A 24,872-nucleotide genomic window follows, 5' to 3' on the forward strand; every position below is an offset into this window, starting at 1 on the left:
GCCTGGGGCGGCGGCACGGCCACGCGGCCGTCCAGCGCCTCGCGCCAGGCGGTCACGGTCTGAGGGCGCTGGTGGGGCGCCACGCGCAAGGCCCAGTCCAGGCTGGCCAGAAAGGCCGGCGAATAACCGGGCACGTCCAATGGCGCCAGCTCGTCGCCCATGGCGCGCGCCGTGGCCGGCGGCGGCGGGCGGCCGGTCAGCAGCTCATGCATGGCCGCGGCCAAGGCATAGAAGTCGGTCCACGCGCCCTGGCGCAGCGTCGTCGCCTCGGCATATTGCTCGATGGGCGCGAAGCTGGGCTTCAGGATGGCGGTGAAGACCTGGGTGCGGTCGCTGATGGCCTGGCGGGCGGCGCCGAAGTCCAGCAGGATGGGCGGGCTGCCGTCGGCCGGCATGAAGATGTTGTCGGGCGCGACGTCACGGTGCCAGACATGCTGGGCATGCAGGGTCTCAAGCCCACCCAGCACGGCGTCGAAGATGCGCCTGACCMAGGCTTCCGGCGGCGGCGTCGGGCGGCTCTTGCGGGCTTCGCGCAGGTTCTGGCCGACGAGGCGGGGCATGGCCATATAGGCCGTGCCGTTGGCTTCCCAGAAGCGGTAGACCTTGAGCAGCGACGGGTGGTCGAAGCGGGCCAGCAGCTTGGCTTCGTTGACGAAGCTGCGCCGGCCGAGCTCGAAGGTCTCCTTCATGGATACCGAACGCACCGACACCTGGGACTGCCCGTCGCGCAGCGCGAACTGGCTGGGCATGTACTCCTTGATCGCGACCTCGCGCTCCAGCGAATGGTCGCGCGCCAGGTAGACGATGCCGAAGCCGCCCACGCCGAGCGTGCCGAGGATTTCCAGCTCGCCAAAGCGCGTGCCCACCGGCAGGGCGTTGATGGCGTCTTCGTCGCGGGAGTCGGCGGTCATAGGCCGGCGAGGGTAACGCAGCCCGGGCGCGTCGAGACTCCGTAAAAAGCCGGTCAGCGTGCCGGAGTTCCCGGCCCGGCCGCCCGGGATCACTACATTAACGCCCATGAAAACCCGCAGCCTTGGCCTCCTCTGGGCACTCAGTCTGATGCTTGGTGCCTGCGGCGGCGGTGGCGCCGGCGGTGGCGGCGAACCCACCAGCCAACCGCAGACCGCCGACCCGGGCGCCCGCGCCCAGGCCTTGGCGGCCTACCAGGCCACGCGCAGCGCGCCTGCCCCAGCCGGCAGCGCCGACTTGGCCAACGCCGCCGCCGCCAGCCAGCGCCTGGCCGTGACCGAACTGCTGTCCACCGCCACCGATGCCGCCGTGCCGGCGCTGAGCCTGGCGCCCTGGCAGCTGCTGGCTGCAGCGACCAGCGGCGACAGCGCCAGCGAGCTGCGCGGCCACTCACCGGCCGAGGCCTTGGACGCCAGCGGCGCCGCCATCACGTCGGCGCTGCAGCGGGAGATCTGGTTGCAATCGGGCTACAAGCTGCTGCCCGAGTTCTGGGTCGCCACCGAGAAGCTGGCCGGTGCCGCCACGGTGGCTGCCTGGTCAGCCACCGAAGTGGATTTGGCCAAGAGCGGCCTGGCGGCGCCCACGGCCGCTTTTGATCCCAACTTCGCGCTGCGCCTGGTGCTGCGCGACCGACTCCAGCTGCAGATGGACTGGCCCGCCGCCACCTGGGAGGACGGCCTTTTCACCGACGACGACGGCCTGCGCCGCAAGACCCGCATGCTCAGGCTCAAGGCCGGCGTGCGCAGCTACGCCCAGGACGACCACCGCGCCGAGGCGCTCACGGTCGGCCGGCTGACGCTGCTGGCCCTCAGGCCCACGCGCGAGGGCCTGGCCGCCTTCGGCCCGCGCCGCCTGGCCTCGGCGCTCAAGGAAAGCGCCGACGCACTGATCTTCAACACGGCCGCCGCCCTGCCCGTCGCTGGCGAGATGCTGCTGCCAGAGATTGCCGTCACCGAGGCGCGCCCCCTGGTCGACCTCGCGACCAGGCTGCGGGCCGCCGGCCTCTCGGCCGCGCTGGATCCACTGAAGGCCAATCTCAAGGCCATGGACGGCACGGGGGGCAACTTCGCCCAGGCCGTGACCGCCGAGCGCGAGTTCAGGATTGCCGCTGACGGCCTGAAGTTCAATGCCGCTGCGCTGCTGGGCTTTGCCTTCAACCCGAACAACCCCAACGGCAACGGAAGCTACGGCGTCGGCATCACCACCACCAGCGGCACGCCCACCAGCTGTTTCACCACCGGCTCCTCGAGCCCCTGCTGCCCCAGCAACGGCCCGGCGCTGCGCAGCTTCTACCTGGCGATCTTCGACGAGCAGAAGCTGCTGCAGGGCCTGGTCGCCGTGCGGCGCGCCGGCGACTTCGGCTGCTGAAACCCGCTCAGCGCGGCGGCTCGCGCAGGCCGGCCGACGTCAATCGCTCGGCCCAAAGGCCGCGCTGGGCCGCGTCCTGGGCCCAGGCGGCCTGGGCGGCATCGCCATGGCGGGCGGCCAGGCCGTCCTCGTGCAACTTGGCGTAGACCTGGGCCAGGCGGGCATGCAGGGCGGCACATTCGTCCAGGTCGCAGTGGGCGGCGTCCTCGGCCAGCACCTCGACGGCGGCCTGGTCGGCCAGGGCGCGGGCGCGTTGGGACTCGCCGGTATTGGCCCAGCACCAGGCCAGGTCGGCCAGCAGGCTGCCGCCGGTGCGGGCCAGGCCGGCGGCCACGGCCTCGGGCAGATGGGCCTCCAGCAAGGGGGCGGCGGCGGCGAAGTCACCCTGCACGGTCAGCAGTTGGGCGCGCAGCAGCGGCGTCAGGTCGGCGCGGGCCGAGCCGCCGACGGCGTCGTCGAAATGGCCGATGGAATCCACCCCGAGCAGCACGGCCGGCGCCTCGCCAGGTTCGCCGGCCAGGGCGGCGTGGCGGATGCGCAGCGCGCGCATCTGCATCTGGTTGTAGAGCAGGGCCGCCAGGCCGGCGTCGTCGCCATCGGCGCTGGCGGCGCGGCGGCCCCAGGCGTACCAGGACGACGCGGCAGCTGGGTCTCCAGCCAGGTCCCAGGCCATGCCCAGGGCGGAGGCGACACGACAGGCCGCCGGGTTGTCGGCGGGCGCGGCGAGCACGGCGGCGGCATGGATCACGAGGCGATCGATGTCGCGGTCGACAAAGGCCATCTGGGCCAGCCAGGCGTCGCACAGCGACTGCAGGGCCGGCAGCTTGGCGGCCTGGGCCATCACCTGGGCCCGGCGCACGCGCTCACGGGCGCCGCCGCCAAAGGCGCTGAAATAGGCGGTCAGGCCCTCGGCCAGGTGCAGCCAGGCGGCCAGCTCGACGCGCGGCTGGGCGAGCGCGCGGGCCTGCAGCCGGTTCAGTTCCTCGCGGGCCTCGGCCTCGCGGCCGTGGCGCAGCCACAGGATGGCGCGCTGGGCCTGCAGCACCGCCGCGCGCGCCGGCATGGCCGCGACGGCAGCGATCTCGCCATCCAGACGCTGGGCGAGCCGGCTGCGCAGCTTGTGGTTCATTGGTGCACCGTTCGCGCTGCGCGCTGTCCCGCCAAGCGGGAATGAGTCCCTGCGGACGGCCGGGCGGTACTCATGCGGTCAGACGCTGCAGCGCTTCTTCGTACTTCTGCACCGTGCGGTCGATCACTTCGGCAGGCAGGGCCGGCGCGGGCGCCTTCTTGCCCCAGGGCTGGCCGTCGATGCGCACCGCCTCCAGCCAGTCGCGCACGAACTGCTTGTCGTAGCTCGGCGGGTTGCTGCCCGGCGCATAGCTCTCGACCGGCCAGTAGCGCGAGGAGTCGGGCGTCAGCACCTCGTCCATGAGTGTGAGCGTGCCGTCGGCGTCCAGGCCGAACTCGAACTTGGTGTCGGCAATGATGATGCCCTTGGTCAGCGCGAAATCGGCGGCGCGCTGGTAGAGCTGGATGGAGATGTCGCGCACGCGGGTGGCCAGCTCCGTGCCGATGATGCCGGCCGCCTGGTCGAACGAGATGTTCTCGTCGTGGTCGCCCATCTCGGCCTTGGTGGCCGGCGTGAAGATGGGGCTGGGCAGCTTGTCGGCATTGCGCAGGCCCGCGGGCAGCTTGACGCCGCAGACGCTCTGGCTCTGCTGGTATTCGGCCCAGCCGCTGCCCGCCAGATAACCACGCACCACGGCCTCGATCGGCAGGGGCTTGAGGCGCTTGACCAGCATGGTGCGGTCCTTCAGCTGCTCGGCCTCGGTTGCCGTGACGACGGACAGCGGGTCTTCGCCGGTCAGGTGGTTGGGGACGATGCCCTGCAGCTTGTCGAACCAGAACAACGCCATGCGGGTCAGGAGCGCCCCTTTGCCGGGAATCGGTTCGCCCATGATGACGTCGAAGGCCGACAGGCGATCGCTGGCCACCATCAGGATGCGGTCGTCGCCGACGGCGTAGTTCTCGCGCACCTTGCCGCGGCCAAGCAGCGGGAGGGAGGTCAGGCTGGATTCGTACAGAGCTTGGGGCATGGCGGCGAGCGAAAGGGCAACGCCGCGGATTTTAGGTGCCGAGGTAGGACCGGACAGTCGCTGCAAAACTGTGCACATCAATCGGCTTGGTCAGATAGCCGTCACAGCCTGCTGCACGGAAGCGCTGCTCGTCACCCGGCATGGCAAAGGCGGTGAAGGCGATGACGGGCAGGTCGGCCAGGTCGGGCGTGGCCTTGATGGCGCGCGCCAGGCTCAGGCCGTCGGTGCCGGGCAACTGGATGTCGACCAGGGCCAGCGCGGGCCGGTAGGCGCGCAGCCGCGCCCAGGCCTCGTCGACATGCAGGGCACGGTCGACGATGAAGCCGTCAGCCTCCAGCACATACTGGGCGAGATCGATGTTGAGCTCGTTGTCGTCGACGATGAGGATGCGTTCGCCAGCCATTTCAGCTCCCGGTTCCGTTGCGACGCCGGCCCCGGCGGTCCTGGCGCGCGGCATTCAGCAGCGCATCGCGCACCGCGGCCATCGGCTGGGCCTCGCCCGCATTGGCGATGGCCGTGGCCGAGCGCGCCAGGCTCTCGATGTCCTCGACGCCGAGCGCCAGTGCCGTCCAGACGATGACGGGCAACGTGGCCCAGCGCGGGTCGCCGCGCAGCTCGTGCAGCACCTGGAAGCCGTCGATGCCGGGCATCATCAGGTCGAGCACGAGGGCGGCGGGCTGCAGCACGGACAGGCGCTGCAGCGCCTCGGCGCCGCTGGCCGCCGCGACGGCCTCGACGCCGGCGCCCTGCAGGGCCGCACACATCAGTTCGCGCGACGCCGCCTCGTCGTCGACGACGAGCACGGGCCGGCCCGGGCCCAGCCGGTCACGCAAAGGCAGCAAGGCCCGCGCCAGGGCCGCCCGGCGCAGCGGCTTGGCCAGCACATCGGTGACGGGGAAGGCGACGCCCGCGCCGGCGCGCGGCGTCAGCGCCAGGGCCTTGACGGCCGCATGCATGGACGGCCCGCCGCTGCGCAGCGCCGCCAGCAGGGACAGGCCCGGCGCATCGGGCAAGCCCAGGTCGATGGCCAGCTCGGTATAGCGGCGCACGCGGGTCAGGCGCAGCACCTCCCCGGCGGTGGACGCGGTGTCGGCGATGACGCCGGCCTGCGACAGCTCGCGCGCCAGGCCATCGCGCAGCGGGTGGTCGCACAGCGCGATCAGCTGCTGGTGGGCCGGCCGCTCGGCCGGCAGCACCGCGTCCAGCGGCTGGCGCGGCAACACGGCATAGAAACGACTGCCACGCCCGGGCTCGCTGTAGACGCCGATGCGGCCGCCCTGGGCCTCCACCAGCCGGCGCGTCAGCGCCAGGCCGAGGCCGGTGCCCTGGTGGCGCTTGGTCAGGCCGTCGTCGAGCTGCTGAAACTCGACAAAGAGTTGATGGATGCGCTCGGGCGGGATGCCGATGCCGCTGTCTTCGACCTCCAGCCGCCACAGCCGGGGCCCTTCACCCACCATGCGCAGTTCGATGTGGCCGCCGGCCGGCGTGAACTTGATGGCATTGGACAGGTAGTTCAGCAGCACCTGCTTGAGCCGCGCCGGGTCCAGCACCAGGCCGCGCAGGCCCGGCTCGATGGAGGACTTGAGGCTCAGGGTGCGCTGCTCGGCGAGCACGGCGACGGTGGCCATCACGTCGTCGACGAGGGCTGGCAGTTCGACGGGCTCGGGGTGGAAGTCCATCTTGCCCGCCTCGATCTTGGACAGGTCGAGCACGTCGTTGATCATGGCCAGCAGATGCCGGCCGCTGCTGGCGATGTGCTGCAGCCATTCGCGCTGGCGCTGCGAGTCCGGCGGGTGGGCACCCATGGTCAGCAGGTCGGCGAAACCGATGACGGCATTCAACGGCGTGCGCAGCTCATGCGACATATTCGCCAGGAAGAGGCTCTTGAGCCGGCTGCCTTCCTGCACGCGACGGTTCTCGGCCGCCAGCCAGATGGACTGCTGGCGGGCCTGCTCGGCGGTGCGCATGGCGGTCACATCGGCGGCGATGCCGACCAGGCGCGGCGAGCCCGCATCGTCGTGGGTGACGCGCGCGTCCAGGCGCAGCCAGTGCACGCTGTCGTCGGGCCAGACGACGCGGAACTCGGCATGCCAGGGCCGATGGCCCTCGGGCAGGGCCGCGAGGCCAGCCTCCACCATGGTGCGGTCGTCGGGATGGACGGCGGCCAGCATGCGCTCGCGACTCCAGTTGCCGCTGGCGTCGACGAGGCCGAAGCATTGGTCATAGCGGCGCGAGCGGTGGATGGCGCCGCTGTCCAGCTCCAGCTCCCAGTCACCGATGGCCGCGGACTCCAGCGCGAAGCGCAACCTTGCCTCGCTCTGGCGCAGCGCGGCCTCGATCTGGCGCTGGTGGGTCAGGTCGCGTGCCGACTTGATGCCACCGATGATGCGACCCGTCGCATCGCGCAGCGGCGAGACCTGGGCCGAGATCTCGACGCGGCGGCCGTCCTTGGCGATGCGCACGGTGCGAAAGGGCGGCACATGCTGCCCCTGGGCAATGCGGTTCAGGATGCCCATCTCCTCCGCCTCGCGTTCGGGCGGGATCAGCATCTGCACCGGCTGGCCGACGACCTCGGCGGCGGTGTAGCCGAACATCTTCTCGGCGGCCGCGTTCCAGTTCGTGATGTGGCCGTCCAGCGTCTTCACGACGATGGCATCGGCCGAAGACTCGACGACGGCGGCCAGGCGGCGCACCTCGGCCTCGGCCTCGGTCAGGCGGCCGACGTCGCGGAACACGATGGCCACGCCGCGCTCGCTGCCGTCGGCATGGTGGGTCAGGTCGGCATGGACCTCGACGGGGCGCGAGCTGCCGTCCCGCGCGACACAGACAGCCTGGCTGCGGAAGGCGACGTCGGAAGTGCGGTCACGGACGACGTCGATGGGGTTGCGCGCCATCAGGTCGGCCGGCATGCCCTCACGCTGGAAGACCTCCCAGAGCGAACGGCCCAAGGCCTCGCGCGCCGGCCAGCCGGTGATGCGCTCGGCCACGGCGTTGATGCGCGTGACGCGGCTCTCGCCGTCGGTCGTGATGAAGCCGGCATCGATGGCCGCCAGCGTCGCGGCCAGGTTCTGCTCGGCCTCCAGTTGATGGTCCTCGGCGCTGTGGCGGCGGTCCATCTCGCGGCGCAAGGCTTCGTTGGCGGTGCGCATCTCGTCGATGGACGGCAGGGCCAGCAGCGTGGGCATCAGCCGCCAGGCGACGGCCGCGGTCAGCACCGAGGCGCAGGCGGTGAAGACCTTGCCGGCCGTCTGCAGTTCGTAGTCGGGGCGCCAGATCGTCCAGACGTCCAGCACATGGGTCACGCCACAGGCAAAGATGAAGACGGCGAACAGCGTCGCGATGCTGCCGAGGTTGACCTGGGGGCGTTGGCGGGCGTAGCTGGCAATGGCCAGGGGAATGGAGAAATAGGCCAGCGCGATGGAGAGGTCGGCGCTCACCATGGTCCAGAGCAGGCCCGGCGACCATTGGAAGCAATAGCCGTGGGGCAGGAACCCTGCCCGCGCGACGATTCCGGTCAGCTCGTCCATCCCATGCTCCCAACCCCAACTACCAAGGGGTTATGCCAATGCATTGTGGCCCCGCAAACAGGGGGTGCATCGGCCGAAACGTGGTTTATTCCCGGGGCTTCAGCGTGGCGTGATCAGGTCGAAGCCGACATAGCGGGCGATGAAGCGCTCACGGCCTTCGCGGCCGAAGGCGTCGGCATCCCAGTCGCCGGCCAAAAGCCGGTCAGCGAACTCGGCGCGAAAACGGTAGACCTGGGCCGGCAGCGTGCCGCCATCGCCCGGTGTCACGACGATGTCGGCGCGCTCGTACTCGACGCCTTCGAAGGCATCGAGCCGCGCCCAGGCGTCCTGCGTCACATCCAGGTAGAGCCGCCCCTGCACGAGCCCGCCGGGGGCGGGCCGCAGGCCGGGATAGTCCTGGCCGCGTACCGGGTGGCGCTGATGATCGGCCAGCGAGGCGGGCTCGCTGGCGAATTCACGCCCGCAGACGCGGGCCATGATGTCGGCCCACATCAGTGAGCCGTAGGTAAAGCAGTGACGCGTCACTGAACCCTTATTGGACCTTCTGTGCCAGCTCGCCGCGGGCGTAGGCGCCGGCGATGTCGACCAGCGTGCGGCCCTTGATCTTGCCGGCCTGGCCTTCGCAGCCGAATTGCATATAGCGCTCCTTGGCGATGACCTTGGCGGCCTCGCGGGCCGGCTTGAGCCATTCGCGGGCGTCGAACTTGTCGGGGTTCTCGGCCAGGAACTTGCGCACCGCGCCCGTCATCGCCAGGCGGACGTCGGTGTCGATGTTGATCTTGCGCACACCGTGCTTGATGGCTTCCTGGATCTCCTCGACCGGCACGCCGAAGGTCTCCTTCATCTTGCCGCCGTACTGGTTGATGATGGCCAGCAGGTCCTGCGGCACGCTGGACGAGCCGTGCATGACGAGGTGGGTGTTGGGGATGCGCGCGTGGATCTCCTTCACGCGGCCGATGGCCAGGATGTCGCCCGTGGGCTTGCGGCTGAACTTGTAGGCGCCGTGGCTGGTGCCGATGGCGATGGCCAGCGCGTCCAGCTGGGTGGCCTTGACGAAGACGGCGGCTTCCTCGGGGTCGGTCAGCATCTGGGAGTGATCGAGCTTGCCTTCGGCGCCGATGCCGTCTTCCTCGCCGGCCTCACCGGTTTCGAGGTTGCCCAGGCAGCCCAGCTCGCCTTCCACGGTGACGCCGACCTGGTGCGCCATCTCGACGACCTTGCGGGTGACTTCCATGTTGTATTCGAAGGAAGCCGGCGTCTTGCCGTCTTCCATCAGCGAGCCGTCCATCATCACGGAGCCAAAGCCCAGGTCGATGGCGCCGGCGCAGACCTTGGGGCTGGTGCCGTGATCCTGGTGCATGACCAGCGGGATGTGGGGGTACATCTCGGCCGCCGCCTGGATCAGGTGCTTGATGAAGGGCTCGCCGGCGTATTTGCGGGCGCCTGCGCTGGCCTGCAGGATGACCGGCGCACCGACCTCGTCGGCAGCGGCCATGATGGCCTGCACCTGTTCCAGGTTGTTGACGTTGAAGGCTGGGATGCCGTAGCCGTTTTCGGCGGCGTGGTCCAGCAACTGGCGCATGGAAACGAGAGGCATGGGTTGTCCCCGGTGTAGTTGATAAATCTCGACCGACTGCGGTTCCCAACGTACTTGGTAACCGCGCCGTAACTGGTTGGGGATTCTATGGAGGCTGCCGGCCTTTGGGACGGGCGCGCGTTGACCCGCATTCGGGGGTCAGGCAAGGCGCAAAGCGGAGCCGGGTGGGATACCCGGCGAGTATTTGCAACGCCGCATGAGCCTCGAAGGCGGGTCAACCCGTAGGGCCGGGGCGAGTTGCCACGCCATCCAGCGTAGCGCCCGCCTCGTGGGGATGACCCCACAGCGGCGGCCCCGCCTTGTCTGGCCTGGCAACTTGCCCCGGCGCGCGCCCGCCCCAAAGGCCGGCAGCCTCCTGAGTCAGGGACCGCCCCACCCGCCGCAGTTGAAGTAGTCAGCACAATGCGTGCTCATGACAAGACTGGTGTTCGACCACCTCACCAACTGGATCACCGCGGCGGCCAGCGAGCATTCGCACGATCTGGCGACGCATATCGAGGAACGCACCGGCGCCAGCCACCGCGCCACGCTGGCCGCCCTCAAGCGCCTGGTCGAAGCCGGCTGGCTGGCCCGCGGCGGCAGCGGCCGCCGGCCGGTATTCACGCCGGGCAGCCTGCGCCAGGTGGCGCGCAGCTACACCCTCTATGGCCTGCAGGAAGACCTGCCCTGGCAGCGCGATTTCGCGCCTCACTTCGCGCTGCCCAAGCATGTCGAGCGCATGGTCCAGCATGGCTTCACCGAGCTCGTGAACAACGCCGCCGACCATTCGGGCGGCAGCAGCGTCACCGTGTCGCTGCGCCAGACGCCGACGCATGTGCAACTGCTCGTCAGCGATGACGGCATCGGCGTCTTCGACAAGATCTGCACCGCCTTCCAGCTCGAAGACCCGCAGCACGCGATGCTGGAGCTCAGCAAGGGGCGGTTGACGAGCGCCCCCGACGCTCACACCGGCCGCGGCCTGTTCTTCAGCTCGCAACTGGCCGACGTCTTCGACATCCACGCCAACAACACCGCCTACCAGCGCCGCGCCTGGGAAAGCGCCGGCTGGAAAAAGGGCCGGGCCCTGCCGCGCCAGGGCAGTTCCATCTACATGGCCATCGCGCTGAACACGACGCGCACGCTGGACGGCGTCATGGAAACCTGGAGCCTGGCAGGCGACGGCATCGAGTTCGACCACACCCGCGTGCAGCTGCGCCTGCTGACCAGCGAAGGCCAGGCCCTGGACTCGCGCGCCCAGGCCCGCCGCGTCGGCTCGCGGCTGTCGGCCTTCAAGCGCGCCGAGATCGATTTCGACGGCGTGACCGACGTCGGCCACGGCTTCACGGACGAGCTGTTCCGCGTCTTCGCCAAGGCCAATCCTCAGATCGAGCTGGTGCCGGTGAATGCCACGCCGCGCATCGAGGCGCTGGTGAAGAGCGCGCGCGCGGGATGAAAAGGGTTCTCGCGCTGGCGCTGGGCGCAAGCTGCGCCCTGGCGCAGGCCCAGGACCGCCAGGGCTGCAGCGACGCGATCGAGCAGGCGCTGCGGGCGGCGCGGCCAAGCGTCGTCGGGCTGGGCAATCTGGTCTCACAGCACTGCAAGCCTTGGCCACCCTCAGCGGGCCAGGTCTTCGCCGCCGTGATGGCCTTCGAGAGCACCGCCAAGTCACCCGAGGGCGACGCGGCCTGGGAGGTGGTCCTGGCCCTGCTCGATGCCCGTACGCAGCGCCCGCTGCAGATGCGTTGGACCCATGTCGACTCGGACGCGCTGACCGGTGTCGGTGAGTACAGCTTCAAGCTCGACACCGCAGCCTGGCAGCTGACGCCGCAACTGCGCGCGCTGGGGCTGCGTTTTCATTCCACCGCCCATGGTTCGCAATATGCCGAGGCCTACTGGGGCAACGAGCTGATGCTGTTCGTGCCCGAAGGCAGCAGTCTGCGCCAGGTGCTGAACGTCGCGACGCATGCCCGGGCCCGCCTCGAAAACGCCGAGGACCAGTGGCAGGCTGCCGAACTCTCCTTGGCCATGGGCCGGCCTGGTCCGGCGGGTTGGGCCGACATCATCGTGACCAACACCGACGAAAGAGCCAGCCGCCGGCCGCACCGATGGGCCTACCGCTACGACGGCAAGTCCTATCGACTGAACGCCGAGCCGGCGCCGTTCTGGAGCGGCTACTGCTGCACGCTGAATTGGTGAAGCGGCTCAGGGCTTCCTGAGCGCCGGCACCGGCGGCACCGGGATGCGCGGGCCGATATAGCCCTGCACGACGCCGAAGCGCCCGCCATCCTCGCGGGCCCAGTCCATCGCCCAGTCCTGCATCTCGGCCGGCTCGCGGCCGACGAAGTTCCACCACAGCAGCGGCGGCGCGGCCCAGGGCTCGCCGCCGAGCAGCAGCACCCGTGCGGCCGCCGGGCAGCGCAGTTCGACGGACTCACAGCCGGGGCCGATATAGAGCAGCGTGCCCGGCGTGATGGTCTCGACGGCATCATGCCCGGCGGGCGCTGCCTCGACCTCGCCTTCCAGCAGCATCAGCCCATGCTCGAAACCGGGTTGCAGCGCCAGCACCGCGTCGGCCGGGCCAGCGGCCACGAGGTCCACGCCGAGCAGCGGCGTGAAGCTGGGCACCGGCGAGCGCTGGCCATCGAAATCGCCGACCAGCAGCGTGCCGTCGAAGCCGCCGACCGAGCAGTGCGGCAGCTCGGCAAAGTGCTGGAAGCTCGGCGCCCTTTCCCGCTCGGCATCGGGCAGCGCGATCCACAGCTGGGCCAGATGGATGCGGTCGCTCAGCGACTCCTCGCTGTGGCTGATGCCGTGGCCGGCCGTCATCAGGTTGACCTGGCCGGGGCGCAGCACCTGCTCGGAGCCCAGGCTGTCGCGGTGCAGGATCTCGCCTTCGATCATCCAGCTGAAGGTGGACAAGCCGGTGTGCGGATGCGGGCCGACCTTCATGCGCTGCTCCGGCGGCAGCGTGGCCGGGCCGGCATGGTCGGCAAAGCACCAGGCGCCGATGATGCGGCGGCCCTTGTTGGGCAGGGCGCGCTGGATGGGGATGCCGCCGACATCGCCGATGTGGCTGGCGATGCGCTCGACGTGGACGCTCATGCGGCCCTCCGGCGCACGAAGTCGACAAAGCCTTGCACAAAGGTCTGCAACTGCTCGCGCACCTTGTCGTCGACGAGCTTGCCGTCGGCATCGAAGACCGTGCCGGCCCGGGACACCATCAGCCGCCCGCCCATCCAGAAGTCGCTGCCGAAGGTGCGGAAGACGGAAAGCAGCGCATCCTGCGACTGCACCGTGCCAAAGCCGCCCGGCGCCGCACCGATCAGGCCGGTCGGCTTGCCGCCAAACAGCTTGGCGCCCTCGCCGCTCGGTCGCGACAGCCAGTCCAGGCCGTTCTTCAGCACGCCGGGGATGCTGTTGTTGTATTCGGGCGTGCCGATGAGCAGCGCGTCGGCGGCGCGGATCTCCTCGCGCAGCGTCGTCACCGCCTCCGGGATGCCCTGGGCCTCGACGTCGCCGTCATAGAGGGGGATGCCGTGCAGGGTGCGCAGTTCGATGCTGACACCCTCGGGCGCCATCTCGACGGCGGCGCGCAGCAGGGCCGTGTTGTAGGAGGCGCGGCGCAGCGCGCCGCTGAGGGCAATGATGTGCATGGCAGTACGTCCAGCGGAGATGCGGGCATGATGCCAGCATGCACAGCTTCACATTGCCCGACATGAGCTGCGGCCATTGCGTGGCCGCCATCACCGAAGCGCTGAAGGCCGCCGACGCCCAGGCCCGTGTCGACATCGACCGCGAAGCCAAAACGGCCCAGGTCGACAGCGCCCTGCCCCGCGAGGCGCTGGCGGCCGTGCTGGCCGAGGCTGGCTACCCACCAGCCTCGGAATCAGCCTAGGCGAAGCGGAACGGCAGCTCGCGCTGGCGCTGGCCGGTCAGGCGCGCCACCGCATTCGCGAGCGCCGGTGCCAGCGCCGGCAGGCCCGGCTCGCCCATGCCCTTGGGCGGGTCGTTGCTCGGCACGATGCTGACCGTCATGACCTTGGGCGCGTCCGGCATGCGCGGCATGGCCATGTCGTAGAAGTTGTTCTGCTCGACGACGCCATCCTTGAACGTGACGCGGTGGGTCGGCATCGTCGTGCCCAGGGCCATGATGGCCGCGCCCTGCACCTGGGTCTCGACGGCCTTGGGGTTGACGCAGAGATTGCAGTGCACGCCGGCGTGCACTTCCTGCAGCACCGGCTGGCGGTCCTTGCCCTTGCCCTTGATGCTGGCGACGACGACATAGGCGACGACGGACTCGAAGCTCTCGTGCACCGCCACGCCCCAGGCCTGGCCGGCCTTGAGCTTGCGCTTGCCATAGCCGCTCTTGTCGACAGCGGCCTGCAGGGCGGCGCGATGGCGGTCGGCCTTGGCGTTGCCCTCCATCAGCTTGAGGCGGTAGGCGACGGGGTCCTGCTTGGTGGCGAAAGCGATCTCGTCGACCAGGGTCTCCATCACATAGGCCGTGTGCGTGGAGCCGACCGAGCGCCACCACAGCACCGGCACATTGACGTCGGGGTGGTGGACGCTGAGGTTCATCGGGAACTCATAGGGCTCGCGCATGCCCTCGGTCGTCGTGCCATCCACGCCCTTCTGGTAGCCAAAGCCCTCCAGCGGCGAACCCTTCAGGATGCTCTGGCTGACGATGCGGTGCTGCCAGCCCGCGATCTTGCCGGCCGCATCGAAGCCGATCTCGGCGCGGTGCACGGTCATGGGCCGGTAGTAGCCGGCCTTGACGTCGTCCTCGCGGCTCCAGATCACCTTGACCGGCATGGGCTTGCCGGCCTGGGCCAGCGCGACGGCCACGGCCGCCGCCTCGCGCGGCCATTCGGTCGCCGGCGTGGCGCGCCGGCCGAAGCCGCCGCCGGCCATCTGCACATGGATCTGCACCTGCTCGGGCTTGAGCCCCACCGTCTTGGCCAGGTTCATCGCGTCGATGCCGGGCATCTGGGCCGCGTAATAGAAATCGCAGCGGTCGGCCTTCAGGTCCACCGTGCAGGCCAGCGGCTCCATCTGGGCGTGGTTCAGGTAGGGGAAGACGAAGTCGGCCGTGATCTTCTTGGGCGCCTTGCTCCAGGCGCCCACGTCGGCCTGGAACTCGGGCTTGGGCGCCGGCGTGCCGGCCGTCCTGGCCAGGGCCAGGTACTGCTTGGTCAGCGCGGCCGTGTCGGGCTTGGCGACGCCGCCCAGGTCCCAGTCGACCTTGAGGGCATCGCGGCCCTTCTTGGCGGCCCAGTAGCCGCTGGCGACGACGGCCACGCCCTGGCCGCCGCGGTCCAGCGGCACGGTCAGCACGGCCTTGACGCCCTTGACCTTGAGGGCCTCGGCCGAATCGAGCTTGCCAACCTTGCCATTGAAGACCGGCGGGCGCTGGATGACGGCCACCGCCATGCCGGGCAGTTGCACGTCCATGCCATAGGCCTGGGTGCCCGTGCTCTTGGCCTTGCTGACGACCAGGCCGGTGGGCCGGCCGATCAGCTTGAAGGCCTTGGGGTCCTTCAGCGTGACGGCCTCGGGCACCGTGCCCTTCATCGCGGCGTCGAAGAACTCGCCGTAGCCGGCGCTTTTTCCGCCGCCCGAAATGACGCCGTTTTCGGCCTTCAGTGACGCGGCCGGCACGGCCCAGCTCTCCGCAGCGGCGGCCACCAGCATGGCCCGGGTGCGGGCCCCCAGCTCGCGGTATTGCTGGTAGCTGTTCTTGACCGAGTTGGAGCCGCCGGTCAGGTGGATGCCGAACATCGGGTCCACATAGGCGGCCTTCTGGTCACCGAAGCCGGTACGCACCTTGCTCCAGTCGGCGTCCAGCTCCTCGGCGCAGATCATGGCCAGGCCGGTTTCGATGCCCTGGCCCATGTCCATGCGATTGCACAGGATGGTGGTGGTGCCGTCCTTGGCGATGGTGACGAAGGCCAGCGGTTGCTCGGTCGGCTTGGAGCCGGGTTTGGGCGCCTGGGCGTGGCTCAGACCTGGCAGCAAGGCCAGGCCGACGGCGCCACCGACGGTGGTGGTGACGAAGCTGCGGCGGGACAGGCCGCCAGTCAGGGCCTGGTCGATACGACGTGGATTCAGCATGTCGTTCTCCTCAGGCGAGTTGAGCCGCGGCCGCGTGGATGGCGGCGCGGATGCGGGTGTAGGTGCCACAGCGGCAGATATTGCCGGCCATGGCCTCGTCGATCTGGGCGTCGCTGGGCTTCTTGTTGCCCTTGAGCAGGGCCACGGCGCTCATGACCTGGCCGCTCTGACAGTAGCCGCACTGGGCCACGTCATGCTCGACCCAGGCGGCTTGCACGGCCTGGCCGACCTTGTCGCTGGCCATGCCCTCGATGGTGGTCACCGGGCCCGTCACCGAGGAGATCGGCGTCAGGCAGGCCCGCACCGGCGCGCCGGCCACGTGCATGGTGCAAGCGCCGCATTGCGCCGCGCCGCAGCCGAACTTCGCGCCGGTGAGCTGCAATTCCTCTCGGACCGCCCACAGCAGGGGCATGTCGGGGTCAGCATCCAGCGAGACGGCGCGACCGTTGACGGTCATGTTGATCATGGTTTCCTCCGAGGGGGGGKGGGACGGCGGGACTCTAGCCAGAAGCGGCCGCCCAGTACATCAGTCGGGCATTGCGACCCTAGGGGCGCAGGGCCCGGGCCAGCGCCTCCAGGGCGACCGGCTTGACGAGGTGGCCGTCGAAGCCCGCCTCGACGGAGCGCTGGACGTCCTCGGGCTGGCCATAGCCCGTCAGCGCCACCAGGCGCAGCGCCTGGCCTGCGGCCCTCAAGCGCCGTGCCACTTCATAGCCATCCATGCCGGGCAGGCCGATGTCCAGCAGCATCACGTCGGGCTGCCAGGCAGCCGCCATCGCCAGCGCGTCCTGCGGGCCGAAACCGGTGCGCACCTCATGGCCATCGGCGCGCAGCATCATGGCCAGGGATTCGGCGGCGTCCTGGTTGTCGTCGATCAGCAGCACGCGCCGCGGCGCCTCGGCGGCGCTGACCGCCACCGGCGCGGCCGCCGGCCGCTGGTGCAGCAGCGGCAGGCGGATCTCGAAGCTCGAGCCCCGCCCGATGCCGGCACTGCTGGCGCCGACGCGGCCGCCATGCATCTCGACGAGGCGGCGCACGATAGCCAGGCCAGCCCCAGGCCGCCCTGGGCGCGGTCCAGCGTGCGCGCGCTCTGCACGAACAGGTCGAAGATGACGGGCAGCGTCTCCGGCGCGATGCCGGCGCCGCTGTCCTGCACGCGGATGACGGCCTCTTCGCCGTCCCGGGCCAGCTCGACGCACACTTCGCCGCCGGCGTCGGTGTATTTGGCCGCGTTGGACAGCAGGTTGACCAGGCATTGCTGCAGCCGCGCCGCGTCACCCAGCACAGCCAGCACGGCCAGCGCCGGGCCGGACACGACCTTCAGCCGGTGGCGGCGCTCCAGCATCGCCGGCCCGACGGCCTCGACGGCCGCGTCGATGACGCTGTGCAGCTCGACCGGCTCGCACTCCAGCTCGATGCGGCCATGGGTGATGCGCGACACGTCCAGCAGGTCGTCCACCATGCGCGCCATCTGCTGCACCTGGCGGTCAATGATCTCCACCGCGCGGCGCTGCGGCGCGCCGGGCTGGGTGGTGCGCAGCATCAGCGCCGCCGCCGTGCGGATGGGCGCCAGCGGATTGCGCAGCTCGTGGGCCAGCATGGCGAGGAACTCGTCCTTGCGGCGGTCCGACTGGCGCAGCGTCTCCTCCAGGCGCTTGCGATCGGTCATGTCGAAGGAGATGCCGCTCAGGCGCACGGCCTCGCCGGCGTCGTTGCACAGCGCCTGGGCGCGCGTCTCCAGCCAGCGCAGCTCGCCGTTGTCGGGCCGCACGATGCGCTGCTCCAGCGTGAAGCCGCCACCGTCGCGCGCCGCCGTTTCGATGCTCGTGCGTATTTCGTCGACGTCCTCGGGATGGACGAGGGCAAAACCCTCTTCGAGATGGCGCAGCGTGGCGCCCAGCACGTCGGCCGCGTTCTCGGACACGGTCAGCCGGCGCGTGCCCAGGTCGATCTCCCAGGTGAACATGCGCGCATGGGCCAGGAAGAGGCGCAGCTGCTGCTCGCCGCCGCGGCGCGCCAGGTCCAGCTCGATGAGGGCGGACACGCGCGCCAGCAGCTCGCGGGCCGTGAAGGGCTTGATGAGGTAGTCGTCGGCACCGGCGCCCAGGCCCTCGATGCGGGCCTCCTCGCCGGCACGGGCCGACAGCAGGACGACGGGCAGGGTGTGCAGCGCATCGTCGGCGCGCAGGGCCGCCAGCACCTCGAAGCCATCCAGCCTGGGCATCATCACGTCGGACAGCAGCAGCGCCGGGCGCTCACGGCGCACGGCGGCCAGGGCCTGTTCGCCGTCGGCCGCCTCCTCGACGCGGAAATAGGGCGCCAGCAGCCGGCGCAGGTAGTGGCGCATGTCGGCGTTGTCGTCGGCCACGACGATGCGGGCGCCCAGCGTCGCACGGTAGCGGTCGCCGATGCCGACCCTGTCGACGCCGACCGGGGGCGCGTCCTCGGCCACCGCTTCGGGCAGCCAGCGCAGCGCCTCCTGCACATAGGAGGGCGCCCGGCTGCCACTGCGTGTCTCGACCCGCTCGTGCCTGACCTGCTCGGCCGGCAGATGCGCATGGCCCAGCGGCAGGCGCAGCGTGAAGCGCGTGCCGCGGCCGAGCTCGYTGTCCACGTCGATGCGGCCGTGATGCAGGCGCATCAACTCCTGCACCAGGGCCAGGCCGATGCCGCTGCCCTCGTGGGTGCGTGCCTGCACGCCCTCGACGCGGTGGAAGCGCTCGAACAGCCGCGGCAGCTCCTCGGGCGCCACGCCGATGCCGCTGTCCTCGATCTCCACGATGGCCCAGTCCGCCTCGGCGCCGACCCGCACGCCGACTTCGCCCTGCAGCGTGTACTTCAGCGCGTTGGACAGCAGGTTCAGCAGGATGCGCTCCCAGTGGTCGCGGTCGACATAGACCGGCTCTGGCAGCGCCGGGCAGGTGACGCGGAAGACCAGGCCCGCGCTCTCCATCGCCGAGCGGAAGCTGCTGGCCAGTTCGCCGGTCAACGCCGCCAGGTCGGTAGGCTGGAACACCGACGTCACGCGGCCGGCCTCGATGCGCGAGAACTCCAGCAGCGCATTGACCAGCCTGGACAGGCGCAGCGCATTGCGCTCCACCATCTGCAGCCGGCTGCGCGCCGAGGGCGGCAGCTGCTCGTGCTCGAGGGCATCGCGCAGCGGCCCCGTCATCAGCGTCAGCGGCGTGCGGAACTCGTGGCTGATGTTGGAGAAGAACTGGGTCTTGGCCCGGTCCAGGCGGGCCAGTTCCTCGGCCTTGCGCTGCTGCATCTCATAGGCCTCGGCATTGCCGATGGCCGCCGACAGCTGCTGGGCCACCAGGCCCAGGAAATCGGTGTAGTGGTCGCGCGGCAGGCGATAGGGGTTGAGGCCGACGATGAGCACCCCCTCCTGCCCGGCATCGCCGCTGGGGCGGATCGGCAGCACCATGGCCTTGGCGGCGGCCTCCTTCCAGTCGCCACGGGGCCAGGCCACGCCGGCCGGCAGCGCGTCGACGATCCAGGGGCGCTGGGAGCGCAGCACCTCGCTCGCCCGCCAGGGCTCGCCGCGCACATCGAGCGCTCGCAGCGCCTCCAGCCACGGGCCCTTGCCACCCGCGGTGCCGGCCAGCGCGAAGGCGGACTCGCCATGCTCGCGCAGCAGCACGGCCGCAAACAGCACGTCCTTGCGGTTGGTCTCCAGCGCCTCGGTGCAGCGCTGCACGGCATCGGCGACGGTGCGGGCGTCCGCCGCGCGCAAGGCGAGTTCGCGCAGCAGGGCCAGCTGGCGCTCGCCGACGACGCGCAGCGTCTCGTCGGAGTTGGCGCAGATGATGCCGGCCGGCACGCCGTCGTCGCCGGGAATGGGGCTGTAGGAGAAGGTGTAGTAGGTCTCCTCCGGGTAGCCGTTGCGCTCCATGATGAGGAGCTGGCTCTCCACGAAGATGCCGTCGCCCGTCATCGCCGTGCCCAGCAGCGGCGCGATCTCGGGCCAGATCTCGCGCCAGACCATGGCGGTCGGCTGCCCCAGGGCCCAGGGATGCCGGCCGCCAATGATGGACTGGTAGGCGTCGTTGTAGAGATAGATGAGCTGCGGACCCCAGCCGATCCAGATCGGCTGGCGCGACGTCAGCATGATGCGCACGACCGTCTTCAGACTGCGCGGCCATTGAGCCGGCTCGCCCAGCGGTGTGGCCGCCCAGTCGTGGGCGCGCATCAGTTCGCCCAGCTCGCCGCCGCCGGCCATGAAGGAGGTGTCGAAGTCGCGCGGCGCGGGCAGGCTCATGCGGCGTGACGATAGCGGCAACATGCCAACCCTGGGCCGTCTGACCAAAGAAAAAGGGGCTCCGAAGAGCCCCTTGCGATCGCGCCCTGGGCGCGAGTCATTTCACTTGAACTGATAGCTTGCCGTCATGTACCAGAAGCGGCCGCGCGGGTCGACGAAGGAGCCGGCATAACCGGTCACATGCGAGCCATAGCTGGACACGGCCGTGAACGGCGGATCCTGATCCAGCAGGTTGCGCGCGCCCAGGCGCAGGGCCAGGGTCGGGATGGGCTTCCAGCCGACGGCCATGTTCCAGCGGCTGGTGTCCTTGACCTTGTGCTCCACCAACGGACCGACATTGGCCTCCACCAGGCCGGCCGACTCGGTCCAGCCCTTGATGAAGACGTTCTCCAGCGTGAGGTTCCAGTTGCCCAGGTTCCAGTCCAGGCCCAGGGTGTGCTGCCACTTGGGTACCGGCTGCACGCCGGCGCCATCGCCGGCCGTGCCCTCATAGGACACGAAGGGCGTGCCCTTGCCGTTCTGCTGCTTCCACTGGTTGATGTAGCTGCCGGTGAAGCTGGCGCCCAGGCGGCCCATGCTGCCCAGCGGCCAACTCGCCTTCACGTCCACGTCGATGCCGTTGGTCTTCAGGTCGCCGAGGTTCTCGACCGGCGTCTCGATGTAGCTGATGAAGTTGTTCGGCGCGGCCAGGCGGTGGATGCGGGCGTTGTAGCGCTGGTAGAGGGTCGCGTCGGACATGATGGCGTCGCCGCCAATGGTGCCGATCTGGTCCTTCTTCTGGATGTGCCAGTAGTCCAGCGCGATGGACAGGTCACGCACTGGCTCGAACACCGCGCCGATGGAGTACTGGCGCGACTTCTCGGGCTTGAGGTTGGGGTCGCTGGACAGGCGCACATTGAACTGCGTTTCGCAGCGCGGGTCGCCGGCCTGGCCGGCCGGGCAGTTCGGGTCGACCAGGGAGTTGGCGGTGTTGGTGAAGGCGGTCGGGCTGTTCACGTCCCACAGCGTCGGCGCGCGGAAACCGGTGCCGGCGCTGCCGCGCAGCAGGATTTCCTTGCTGGGCTGGAAACGCAGCGTCACGCCCGGGTTGAAGGTGCTGCCGAAGTCGCTGTACTTGTCATAGCGCGCCTTGACGGTCGCCTCCCAGCCCTTGGCGAAGGGCATGGAGAGTTCGCTGAAGACGGCATAGATGGTGCGCGAGGCCACGGTCTTGGGCACGGTGCCCTCGCCGCCGATGTGCAGGCCCAGCTCGTAGTCCGGGTTCACGGCATGGTCGTCAGCCTTTTCCTTGCGCAGGTCGGTGCCGACGGCCAGCATCATCGGGCCGCCCGCCATGCTCATCAGCTCCTTGCTGGCCTTGGCGTCGAACGCATAGGTCGTGCTCTTGGAGCGGCGCATCGGGCCTTCCATGCGGGCGCGGTTCAGCGCGGCCAGGCCGGCCTCGTCCTGCGGGCCGAAGGGGTTGATGATGCCCTTGGCCAGCTCGGCGATGAAGCGGCCTTCGTGCAGATAGTTGTAGTAGTCCAGCGAGCCCTTGGCCTGCGACATCGTCAGGCCGGCGTCGTAGTCCCAGCCCTGGAAGATGCCGGAGGCACCGGCCACGAAGCGGGTCTGCTCGTTCAACACGTTGTTGGTGCGCGGGCCGACCGGCACGGAGCGCATCGCGATCTCGGTGAAGCCGCCACCCAGCGTGTCGAACTGGGCCGGGGTGTAGCCCAGGCTGGTCAGCAGCGCCGCCGGGAAGTACTTGCTCGAGATGGGCAGGGCGAAGGACGGGTAGGTGCCGTCGGCCTTCACATGACCCGCTGTCGAGTCGATGGGCACGGCGGCCGTGCGGCCGATGGAGTCGTTGCGTGCGTAGCTGGCCTCGAAGAAGACCTGCGAATCGTTGCCCGTGTCCAGCGTGAAGCGGCCGAAGGCATCGGCCTTCTTGGAGTCGGGCAGGTTCTCCTGCATGGCCGGATAGATGAAGCGGCAGCGCTTGATCGGCGTGCCGTTGGGCGTCGTCGCCGCCAGCGTCTGGATGGTGTTGAAGTTGGGGTCGCAGGGGCTGAAATCGGCGCCCGCGTTGGCATAGGCGCCCGGCGTGATGTTGAAGTCGACGAGGCGGCCCGGGAAGGAGCGGCCCGAGGTCGGGGGATCTGAGCCGGGGATCTCGTCGATGCCGCGCAGATACCACTTCTGGTCGAGGGAGCTGACCTTGGTCTGCTTCTTGACGTTGCCGGTCAGGAGCAGGTTGTAGCCGTCGGTCTTGAGGCCGCCCATGCCGAAGGCGATGGAGGCGCTGGTCTCCTTGCCGCCGATGCTCTTCTCGGGTGCGCCGTACTTCAGCGTGATGGCGCCCTTGTCGTAGTCCTTGCGGGTGATGAAGTTGATGACGCCGCCGACGGCGTCGGTGCCGTACACGGCCGAGGCGCCATCACGCAGCACCTCGATGCGATCGATGGCCGCGAAGGGGATGCTGTTCAGGTCGACCGACGAGTTGCCGCCGATGGAACCGAAGGCGAAGTTGGCCAGGCGCCTGCCGTTGAGCAGCACCAGCGTGGAATTGGGGCCCAGGCCGCGCAGGTTGGCGAAGCTCTGGGAATAGCCGGCGCCCTGCGTCGAATCCGACTGCATGGCCGTGTTGGCGCCGATGCGGCGCAGGATGTCCTCGACATTGGTGGCGCCGGTCTTCTCGATCTGGTCGCGCGTCATCACGGTGACGGGCAGGGCCGTCTCGGACTCGACGCGCTTGATGGACGAGCCGGTGATGGTGATGCGCTCGAGCTGCTGCTGTTGGGCCGGCGCGTTCTGCGCGGCGGCCGTGCCGGCGATGCCGGCGGCCAGCAGCGCCAGCGCCAGTCGGGTGTGACGGTGTTGCATGGAAGCAGTACTCCTGTCGTTTGGGGCTTTGTGAAGAGGTCGCCCCGACCCCCGCCGCGGCGCGGCTTGTTGCCCTCGTGCAAAGAAGTGTGAGCGGCACTTCATGCGGTTTCCCCTGCGGGAAGTCAGGCTGTGGCGCAATCGCAGCACCAAGAACTAGGGGCTGACTTTCCGCACGGGCCAGGCCGGCCCCTAACGACTCAGACTCGCGCGTACTGGGCCAGGGCCTGCAGCAGCGCCGCCAGGCTCAGGGGTTTGGTCAGGTGCGCGTCGCAACCGGCAGCGAGGGACTGCTGCACATCGGTGTCGAAGGCGTTCGCCGTCAGCGCGACGATGGGTGTGCGAGGCAGGCCCTCTGCGGCCTCGATGGCACGCCACTGGCGCGTGGCCGTGAGGCCGTCCATGCCCGGCATCAGCATGTCCATCAGCACGAGGTCGAACTCGCCGTCGCCCGTACCCTTTCGCAAGGCGGCGAGCGCCTGCTCGCCGTCGCGCACCCGCGTGATGCGGTGGCCCAGGGGCTGCAGCATGCCCTCGATGACGAGCACGTTGACGTCGTTGTCCTCGGCCAGCAGCAGGGCCAGCGAGCGGCTCGGCGCAATACGGTCAGCACGTGGTTCGGCGCGCGCCTCGGTCAGGTCGGCATGCGGCGGGCGCGATTCCGGCAGGTCCAGCCTGACCTCGAAGCGGCTGCCCTCGCCGAGGCGGCTCTGCACGCCGACGTCGCCGCCCATCAGCCGCGCCAGGCTGCGCGTGATGGCCAGGCCCAGGCCGGTGCCGCCGAACTCCTGCGCGATGGACGCGTCGGCCTGGGCGAAAGGCTGGAAGATGCGTTCCAGCCGGTCCGCCGCGATGCCGATGCCGGTGTCCTGCACGCTGATCAGCACGCGGCCCTCGCCATCCCGCGACAGCTCCACCGTCACGCCACCGGTCTTGGTGAACTTGATCGCATTGCCGACCAGGTTGGTGACGATCTGGGCGACGCGCTGCTGGTCGCCCAGCACCCAGCCGGTGGCCTCGGTGCGCGCGAACACGCGCAGCCACAGGCCCTGGCTCTGGGCGCGCGAACGCAGCAGCTCCAGTTGCAGCTCGACGAGGTCGACGAGGTTGAAGGGGTGGGGGGCCAGCTCCAGCCGTCCACTCTCGATGCGGGCGTTGTCGAGCAGGTCGTTGATGAGGGCGAAGACCTGGCGGCCGGCGTGGCCCAGCACCTCGACGTAATGGGCCTGCTCGGGCCGCAGCGGCGAGCGCGCCAGGATGTCGGAGAAGCCCAGCACCGCGTTCATCGGCGTGCGCATCTCGTGGCTGACCTGGGCCAGCAATTCGGTCTTGGCGCGGCTGCGCGCATCGGCCAGCTCGCGCTCTCGTGTCAGCTCGCGTTCGCGCTCGCGATGGGCGCGCTCATGCTCGATGGCCGTGAACAACAGGCCCAGGGCCAGCAGATAGAAGGCCGGCGCCGGCGTGGGCAGCCGCCCTGCTGCCACGGCCAACCACGCAGCAAGCACCATGGCCGTCATGGCCACACCGGCGGCAAGAGCCTGGCGGCGCAGCAGCAACGGCAACAGGCCCAGGGCCAGCAGGCCGGCATCGACAGCCCAGACCGCCGCGCCACGGTCACGCAGCAGCGGCAGCGGCTCGCCGCCCAGCGCTTCGAAGACGGCGGCATTCAGCGCGGTGCCCGACAGCCGTCCCTGGGGCGTCATGACCTCGTCGGCAAAGAAGGCGCTGCTGCCGACGAAGACGCTGCGACCGGCCAGCAACCGGGCCAGTTCGGTGTCCTCCACCTCGCCCAGGGCCGCACGCATCAGGCGCTGCCAGGACACCCGCGGTGGCGCGTCGCCGTTCAGCGGCAGGCGCAGCCGCAATTGGCCGGCCTCGTCCACCGGCCAGCGGCGCGCCCCGGCGAGCAGATCGCCACCGTCGCGCCGCCAGGCCAGCGCGCCATCGGCCCGCAGCCGTGCCGCAAAGGCCAGGCTGGGCAGGCTGCGGCCCTGCACGCGGTGCAGCAGCGGCACATGCCGCAGCAAGCCGTCGTCGTCCAGGGCCACCGAGATGACGCCGAGGCTCGACGGTTCCGCCAGCGCGTCCAGCAGCGC

Annotated in this window: 18 protein-coding genes and 1 pseudogene; 4 read left to right on the top strand and 15 right to left on the bottom strand. The window is 69.9% G+C overall.

The annotated features are described in order from the left end of the window. Window positions 1-911, bottom strand: a 911-nt coding sequence (locus tag AC1DW3_RS29245) for a serine/threonine protein kinase (protein WP_477937540.1), incomplete at its 3' end; no start/stop codon positions are given. 106 nt (window positions 912-1,017) lie between these two features. Between AC1DW3_RS29245 and AC1DW3_RS29250 the strand changes: the two genes are divergently transcribed. Next, the gene (locus AC1DW3_RS29250) at window positions 1,018-2,337 is read left to right on the top strand and encodes a serpin family protein (protein ID WP_477937542.1); all 1,320 of its coding nucleotides are present in this window, start codon (window positions 1,018-1,020) and stop codon (window positions 2,335-2,337) included. Between the two features lie 7 nt (window positions 2,338-2,344). On the opposite strand, the gene AC1DW3_RS29255 is transcribed toward AC1DW3_RS29250, so the two are convergent. From AC1DW3_RS29255 to fba, 6 genes are all read right to left on the bottom strand, one after another. Further along, on the bottom strand, window positions 2,345-3,466 hold the full coding sequence (locus tag AC1DW3_RS29255) for a hypothetical protein (protein WP_477937544.1): 1,122 nt from the start codon (window positions 3,464-3,466) through the stop codon (window positions 2,345-2,347). A 70-nt stretch (window positions 3,467-3,536) separates the two neighbouring features. Then, window positions 3,537-4,433 carry a phosphoribosylaminoimidazolesuccinocarboxamide synthase gene (locus AC1DW3_RS29260; RefSeq protein ID WP_477937546.1) on the bottom strand — a complete coding sequence of 299 codons (897 nt, stop codon included), beginning with the start codon at window positions 4,431-4,433 and terminating at the stop codon, window positions 3,537-3,539. Window positions 4,434-4,464: 31 nt separating this feature from the next. Continuing rightward, window positions 4,465-4,836, bottom strand: coding sequence for a response regulator (locus AC1DW3_RS29265; RefSeq protein ID WP_477937548.1), 372 nt, complete (start codon window positions 4,834-4,836; stop codon window positions 4,465-4,467). 1 nt (window position 4,837) lies between these two features. Beyond that, window positions 4,838-7,960: a PAS domain S-box protein gene (locus AC1DW3_RS29270; protein ID WP_477937550.1), complete on the bottom strand. Its 3,123-nt coding sequence runs from the start codon at window positions 7,958-7,960 to the stop codon at window positions 4,838-4,840. A 99-nt stretch (window positions 7,961-8,059) separates the two neighbouring features. Then, a complete protein-coding gene (locus AC1DW3_RS29275) occupies window positions 8,060-8,485 on the bottom strand; it encodes a gamma-glutamylcyclotransferase family protein (protein ID WP_477937552.1) in 426 nt (141 codons plus the stop codon). 7 nt (window positions 8,486-8,492) lie between these two features. Beyond that, complete coding sequence (gene fba / locus AC1DW3_RS29280; RefSeq protein ID WP_477937554.1) at window positions 8,493-9,557, bottom strand: class II fructose-bisphosphate aldolase; 1,065 nt, start codon at window positions 9,555-9,557, stop codon at window positions 8,493-8,495. Between the two features lie 412 nt (window positions 9,558-9,969). Between fba and AC1DW3_RS29285 the strand changes: the two genes are divergently transcribed. Both AC1DW3_RS29285 and AC1DW3_RS29290 read left to right on the top strand, forming a co-directional pair. Beyond that, window positions 9,970-10,989, top strand: a complete 1,020-nt coding sequence (locus AC1DW3_RS29285) for an STAS-like domain-containing protein (protein ID WP_477937556.1) — start codon at window positions 9,970-9,972, stop codon at window positions 10,987-10,989. Then, window positions 10,986-11,732, top strand: coding sequence for a PA3715 family protein (locus AC1DW3_RS29290; protein ID WP_477937558.1), 747 nt, complete (start codon window positions 10,986-10,988; stop codon window positions 11,730-11,732). Before AC1DW3_RS29285 ends, AC1DW3_RS29290 begins: the two co-directional genes overlap by 4 nt. Window positions 11,733-11,738: 6 nt before the next feature. On the opposite strand, the gene AC1DW3_RS29295 is transcribed toward AC1DW3_RS29290, so the two are convergent. Then, on the bottom strand, window positions 11,739-12,638 hold the full coding sequence (locus tag AC1DW3_RS29295) for a pirin family protein (protein WP_477937560.1): 900 nt from the start codon (window positions 12,636-12,638) through the stop codon (window positions 11,739-11,741). Continuing rightward, window positions 12,635-13,189, bottom strand: a complete 555-nt coding sequence (locus tag AC1DW3_RS29300; RefSeq protein WP_477937562.1) for an NADPH-dependent FMN reductase — start codon at window positions 13,187-13,189, stop codon at window positions 12,635-12,637. The genes AC1DW3_RS29295 and AC1DW3_RS29300 overlap by 4 nt, the downstream gene beginning before the upstream one ends. 38 nt (window positions 13,190-13,227) lie before the next feature. Between AC1DW3_RS29300 and AC1DW3_RS29305 the strand changes: the two genes are divergently transcribed. Further along, a complete protein-coding gene (locus AC1DW3_RS29305; protein WP_477937564.1) occupies window positions 13,228-13,431 on the top strand; it encodes a heavy-metal-associated domain-containing protein in 204 nt (67 codons plus the stop codon). On the opposite strand, the gene AC1DW3_RS29310 is transcribed toward AC1DW3_RS29305, so the two are convergent. The 6 genes and pseudogenes from AC1DW3_RS29310 to AC1DW3_RS29335 all read right to left on the bottom strand — a co-directional run. After that, window positions 13,428-15,647, bottom strand: coding sequence for a xanthine dehydrogenase family protein molybdopterin-binding subunit (locus AC1DW3_RS29310; protein ID WP_477937566.1), 2,220 nt, complete (start codon window positions 15,645-15,647; stop codon window positions 13,428-13,430). The genes AC1DW3_RS29305 and AC1DW3_RS29310 overlap by 4 nt on opposite strands. Window positions 15,648-15,657: 10 nt before the next feature. Next, window positions 15,658-16,113, bottom strand: a complete 456-nt coding sequence (locus tag AC1DW3_RS29315; RefSeq protein ID WP_477937568.1) for a (2Fe-2S)-binding protein — start codon at window positions 16,111-16,113, stop codon at window positions 15,658-15,660. Window positions 16,114-16,192: 79 nt separating this feature from the next. Further along, a complete protein-coding gene (locus AC1DW3_RS29320; RefSeq protein ID WP_477937574.1) occupies window positions 16,193-16,531 on the bottom strand; it encodes a response regulator in 339 nt (112 codons plus the stop codon). 173 nt (window positions 16,532-16,704) lie between these two features. Further along, window positions 16,705-19,935, bottom strand: a pseudogene (locus AC1DW3_RS29325) (ATP-binding protein); the annotation flags it as partial. 78 nt (window positions 19,936-20,013) lie between these two features. Continuing rightward, a complete protein-coding gene (locus tag AC1DW3_RS29330; RefSeq protein WP_477937570.1) occupies window positions 20,014-22,776 on the bottom strand; it encodes a TonB-dependent receptor in 2,763 nt (920 codons plus the stop codon). A 200-nt stretch (window positions 22,777-22,976) separates the two neighbouring features. Next, a partial coding sequence (locus tag AC1DW3_RS29335) for a hybrid sensor histidine kinase/response regulator (protein WP_477937572.1) occupies window positions 22,977-24,872 on the bottom strand: 1,896 nt, incomplete at its 5' end.

Source organism: Roseateles sp. P2_H4, from assembly GCF_056403315.1.

Excerpts from the sequence above, each read along its gene's own strand:
- AC1DW3_RS29310 (WP_477937566.1), bottom strand. The coding sequence starts at position 15,647 with ATGCTGAATCCACGTCGTATCGACCAGGCCCTGACTGGCGGCCTGTCC.
- AC1DW3_RS29270 (WP_477937550.1), bottom strand. The coding sequence starts at position 7,960 with ATGGACGAGCTGACCGGAATCGTCGCGCGGGCAGGGTTCCTGCCCCAC.
- AC1DW3_RS29265 (WP_477937548.1), bottom strand. The coding sequence starts at position 4,836 with ATGGCTGGCGAACGCATCCTCATCGTCGACGACAACGAGCTCAACATC.
- AC1DW3_RS29305 (WP_477937564.1), top strand. The coding sequence starts at position 13,228 with ATGCACAGCTTCACATTGCCCGACATGAGCTGCGGCCATTGCGTGGCC.
- AC1DW3_RS29285 (WP_477937556.1), top strand. The coding sequence starts at position 9,970 with ATGACAAGACTGGTGTTCGACCACCTCACCAACTGGATCACCGCGGCG.
- AC1DW3_RS29290 (WP_477937558.1), top strand. The coding sequence starts at position 10,986 with ATGAAAAGGGTTCTCGCGCTGGCGCTGGGCGCAAGCTGCGCCCTGGCG.
- AC1DW3_RS29330 (WP_477937570.1), bottom strand. The coding sequence starts at position 22,776 with ATGCAACACCGTCACACCCGACTGGCGCTGGCGCTGCTGGCCGCCGGC.
- AC1DW3_RS29250 (WP_477937542.1), top strand. The coding sequence starts at position 1,018 with ATGAAAACCCGCAGCCTTGGCCTCCTCTGGGCACTCAGTCTGATGCTT.
- AC1DW3_RS29295 (WP_477937560.1), bottom strand. The coding sequence starts at position 12,638 with ATGAGCGTCCACGTCGAGCGCATCGCCAGCCACATCGGCGATGTCGGC.
- fba (WP_477937554.1), bottom strand. The coding sequence starts at position 9,557 with ATGCCTCTCGTTTCCATGCGCCAGTTGCTGGACCACGCCGCCGAAAAC.
- AC1DW3_RS29300 (WP_477937562.1), bottom strand. The coding sequence starts at position 13,189 with ATGCACATCATTGCCCTCAGCGGCGCGCTGCGCCGCGCCTCCTACAAC.
- AC1DW3_RS29315 (WP_477937568.1), bottom strand. The coding sequence starts at position 16,113 with ATGATCAACATGACCGTCAACGGTCGCGCCGTCTCGCTGGATGCTGAC.
- AC1DW3_RS29260 (WP_477937546.1), bottom strand. The coding sequence starts at position 4,433 with ATGCCCCAAGCTCTGTACGAATCCAGCCTGACCTCCCTCCCGCTGCTT.
- AC1DW3_RS29255 (WP_477937544.1), bottom strand. The coding sequence starts at position 3,466 with ATGAACCACAAGCTGCGCAGCCGGCTCGCCCAGCGTCTGGATGGCGAG.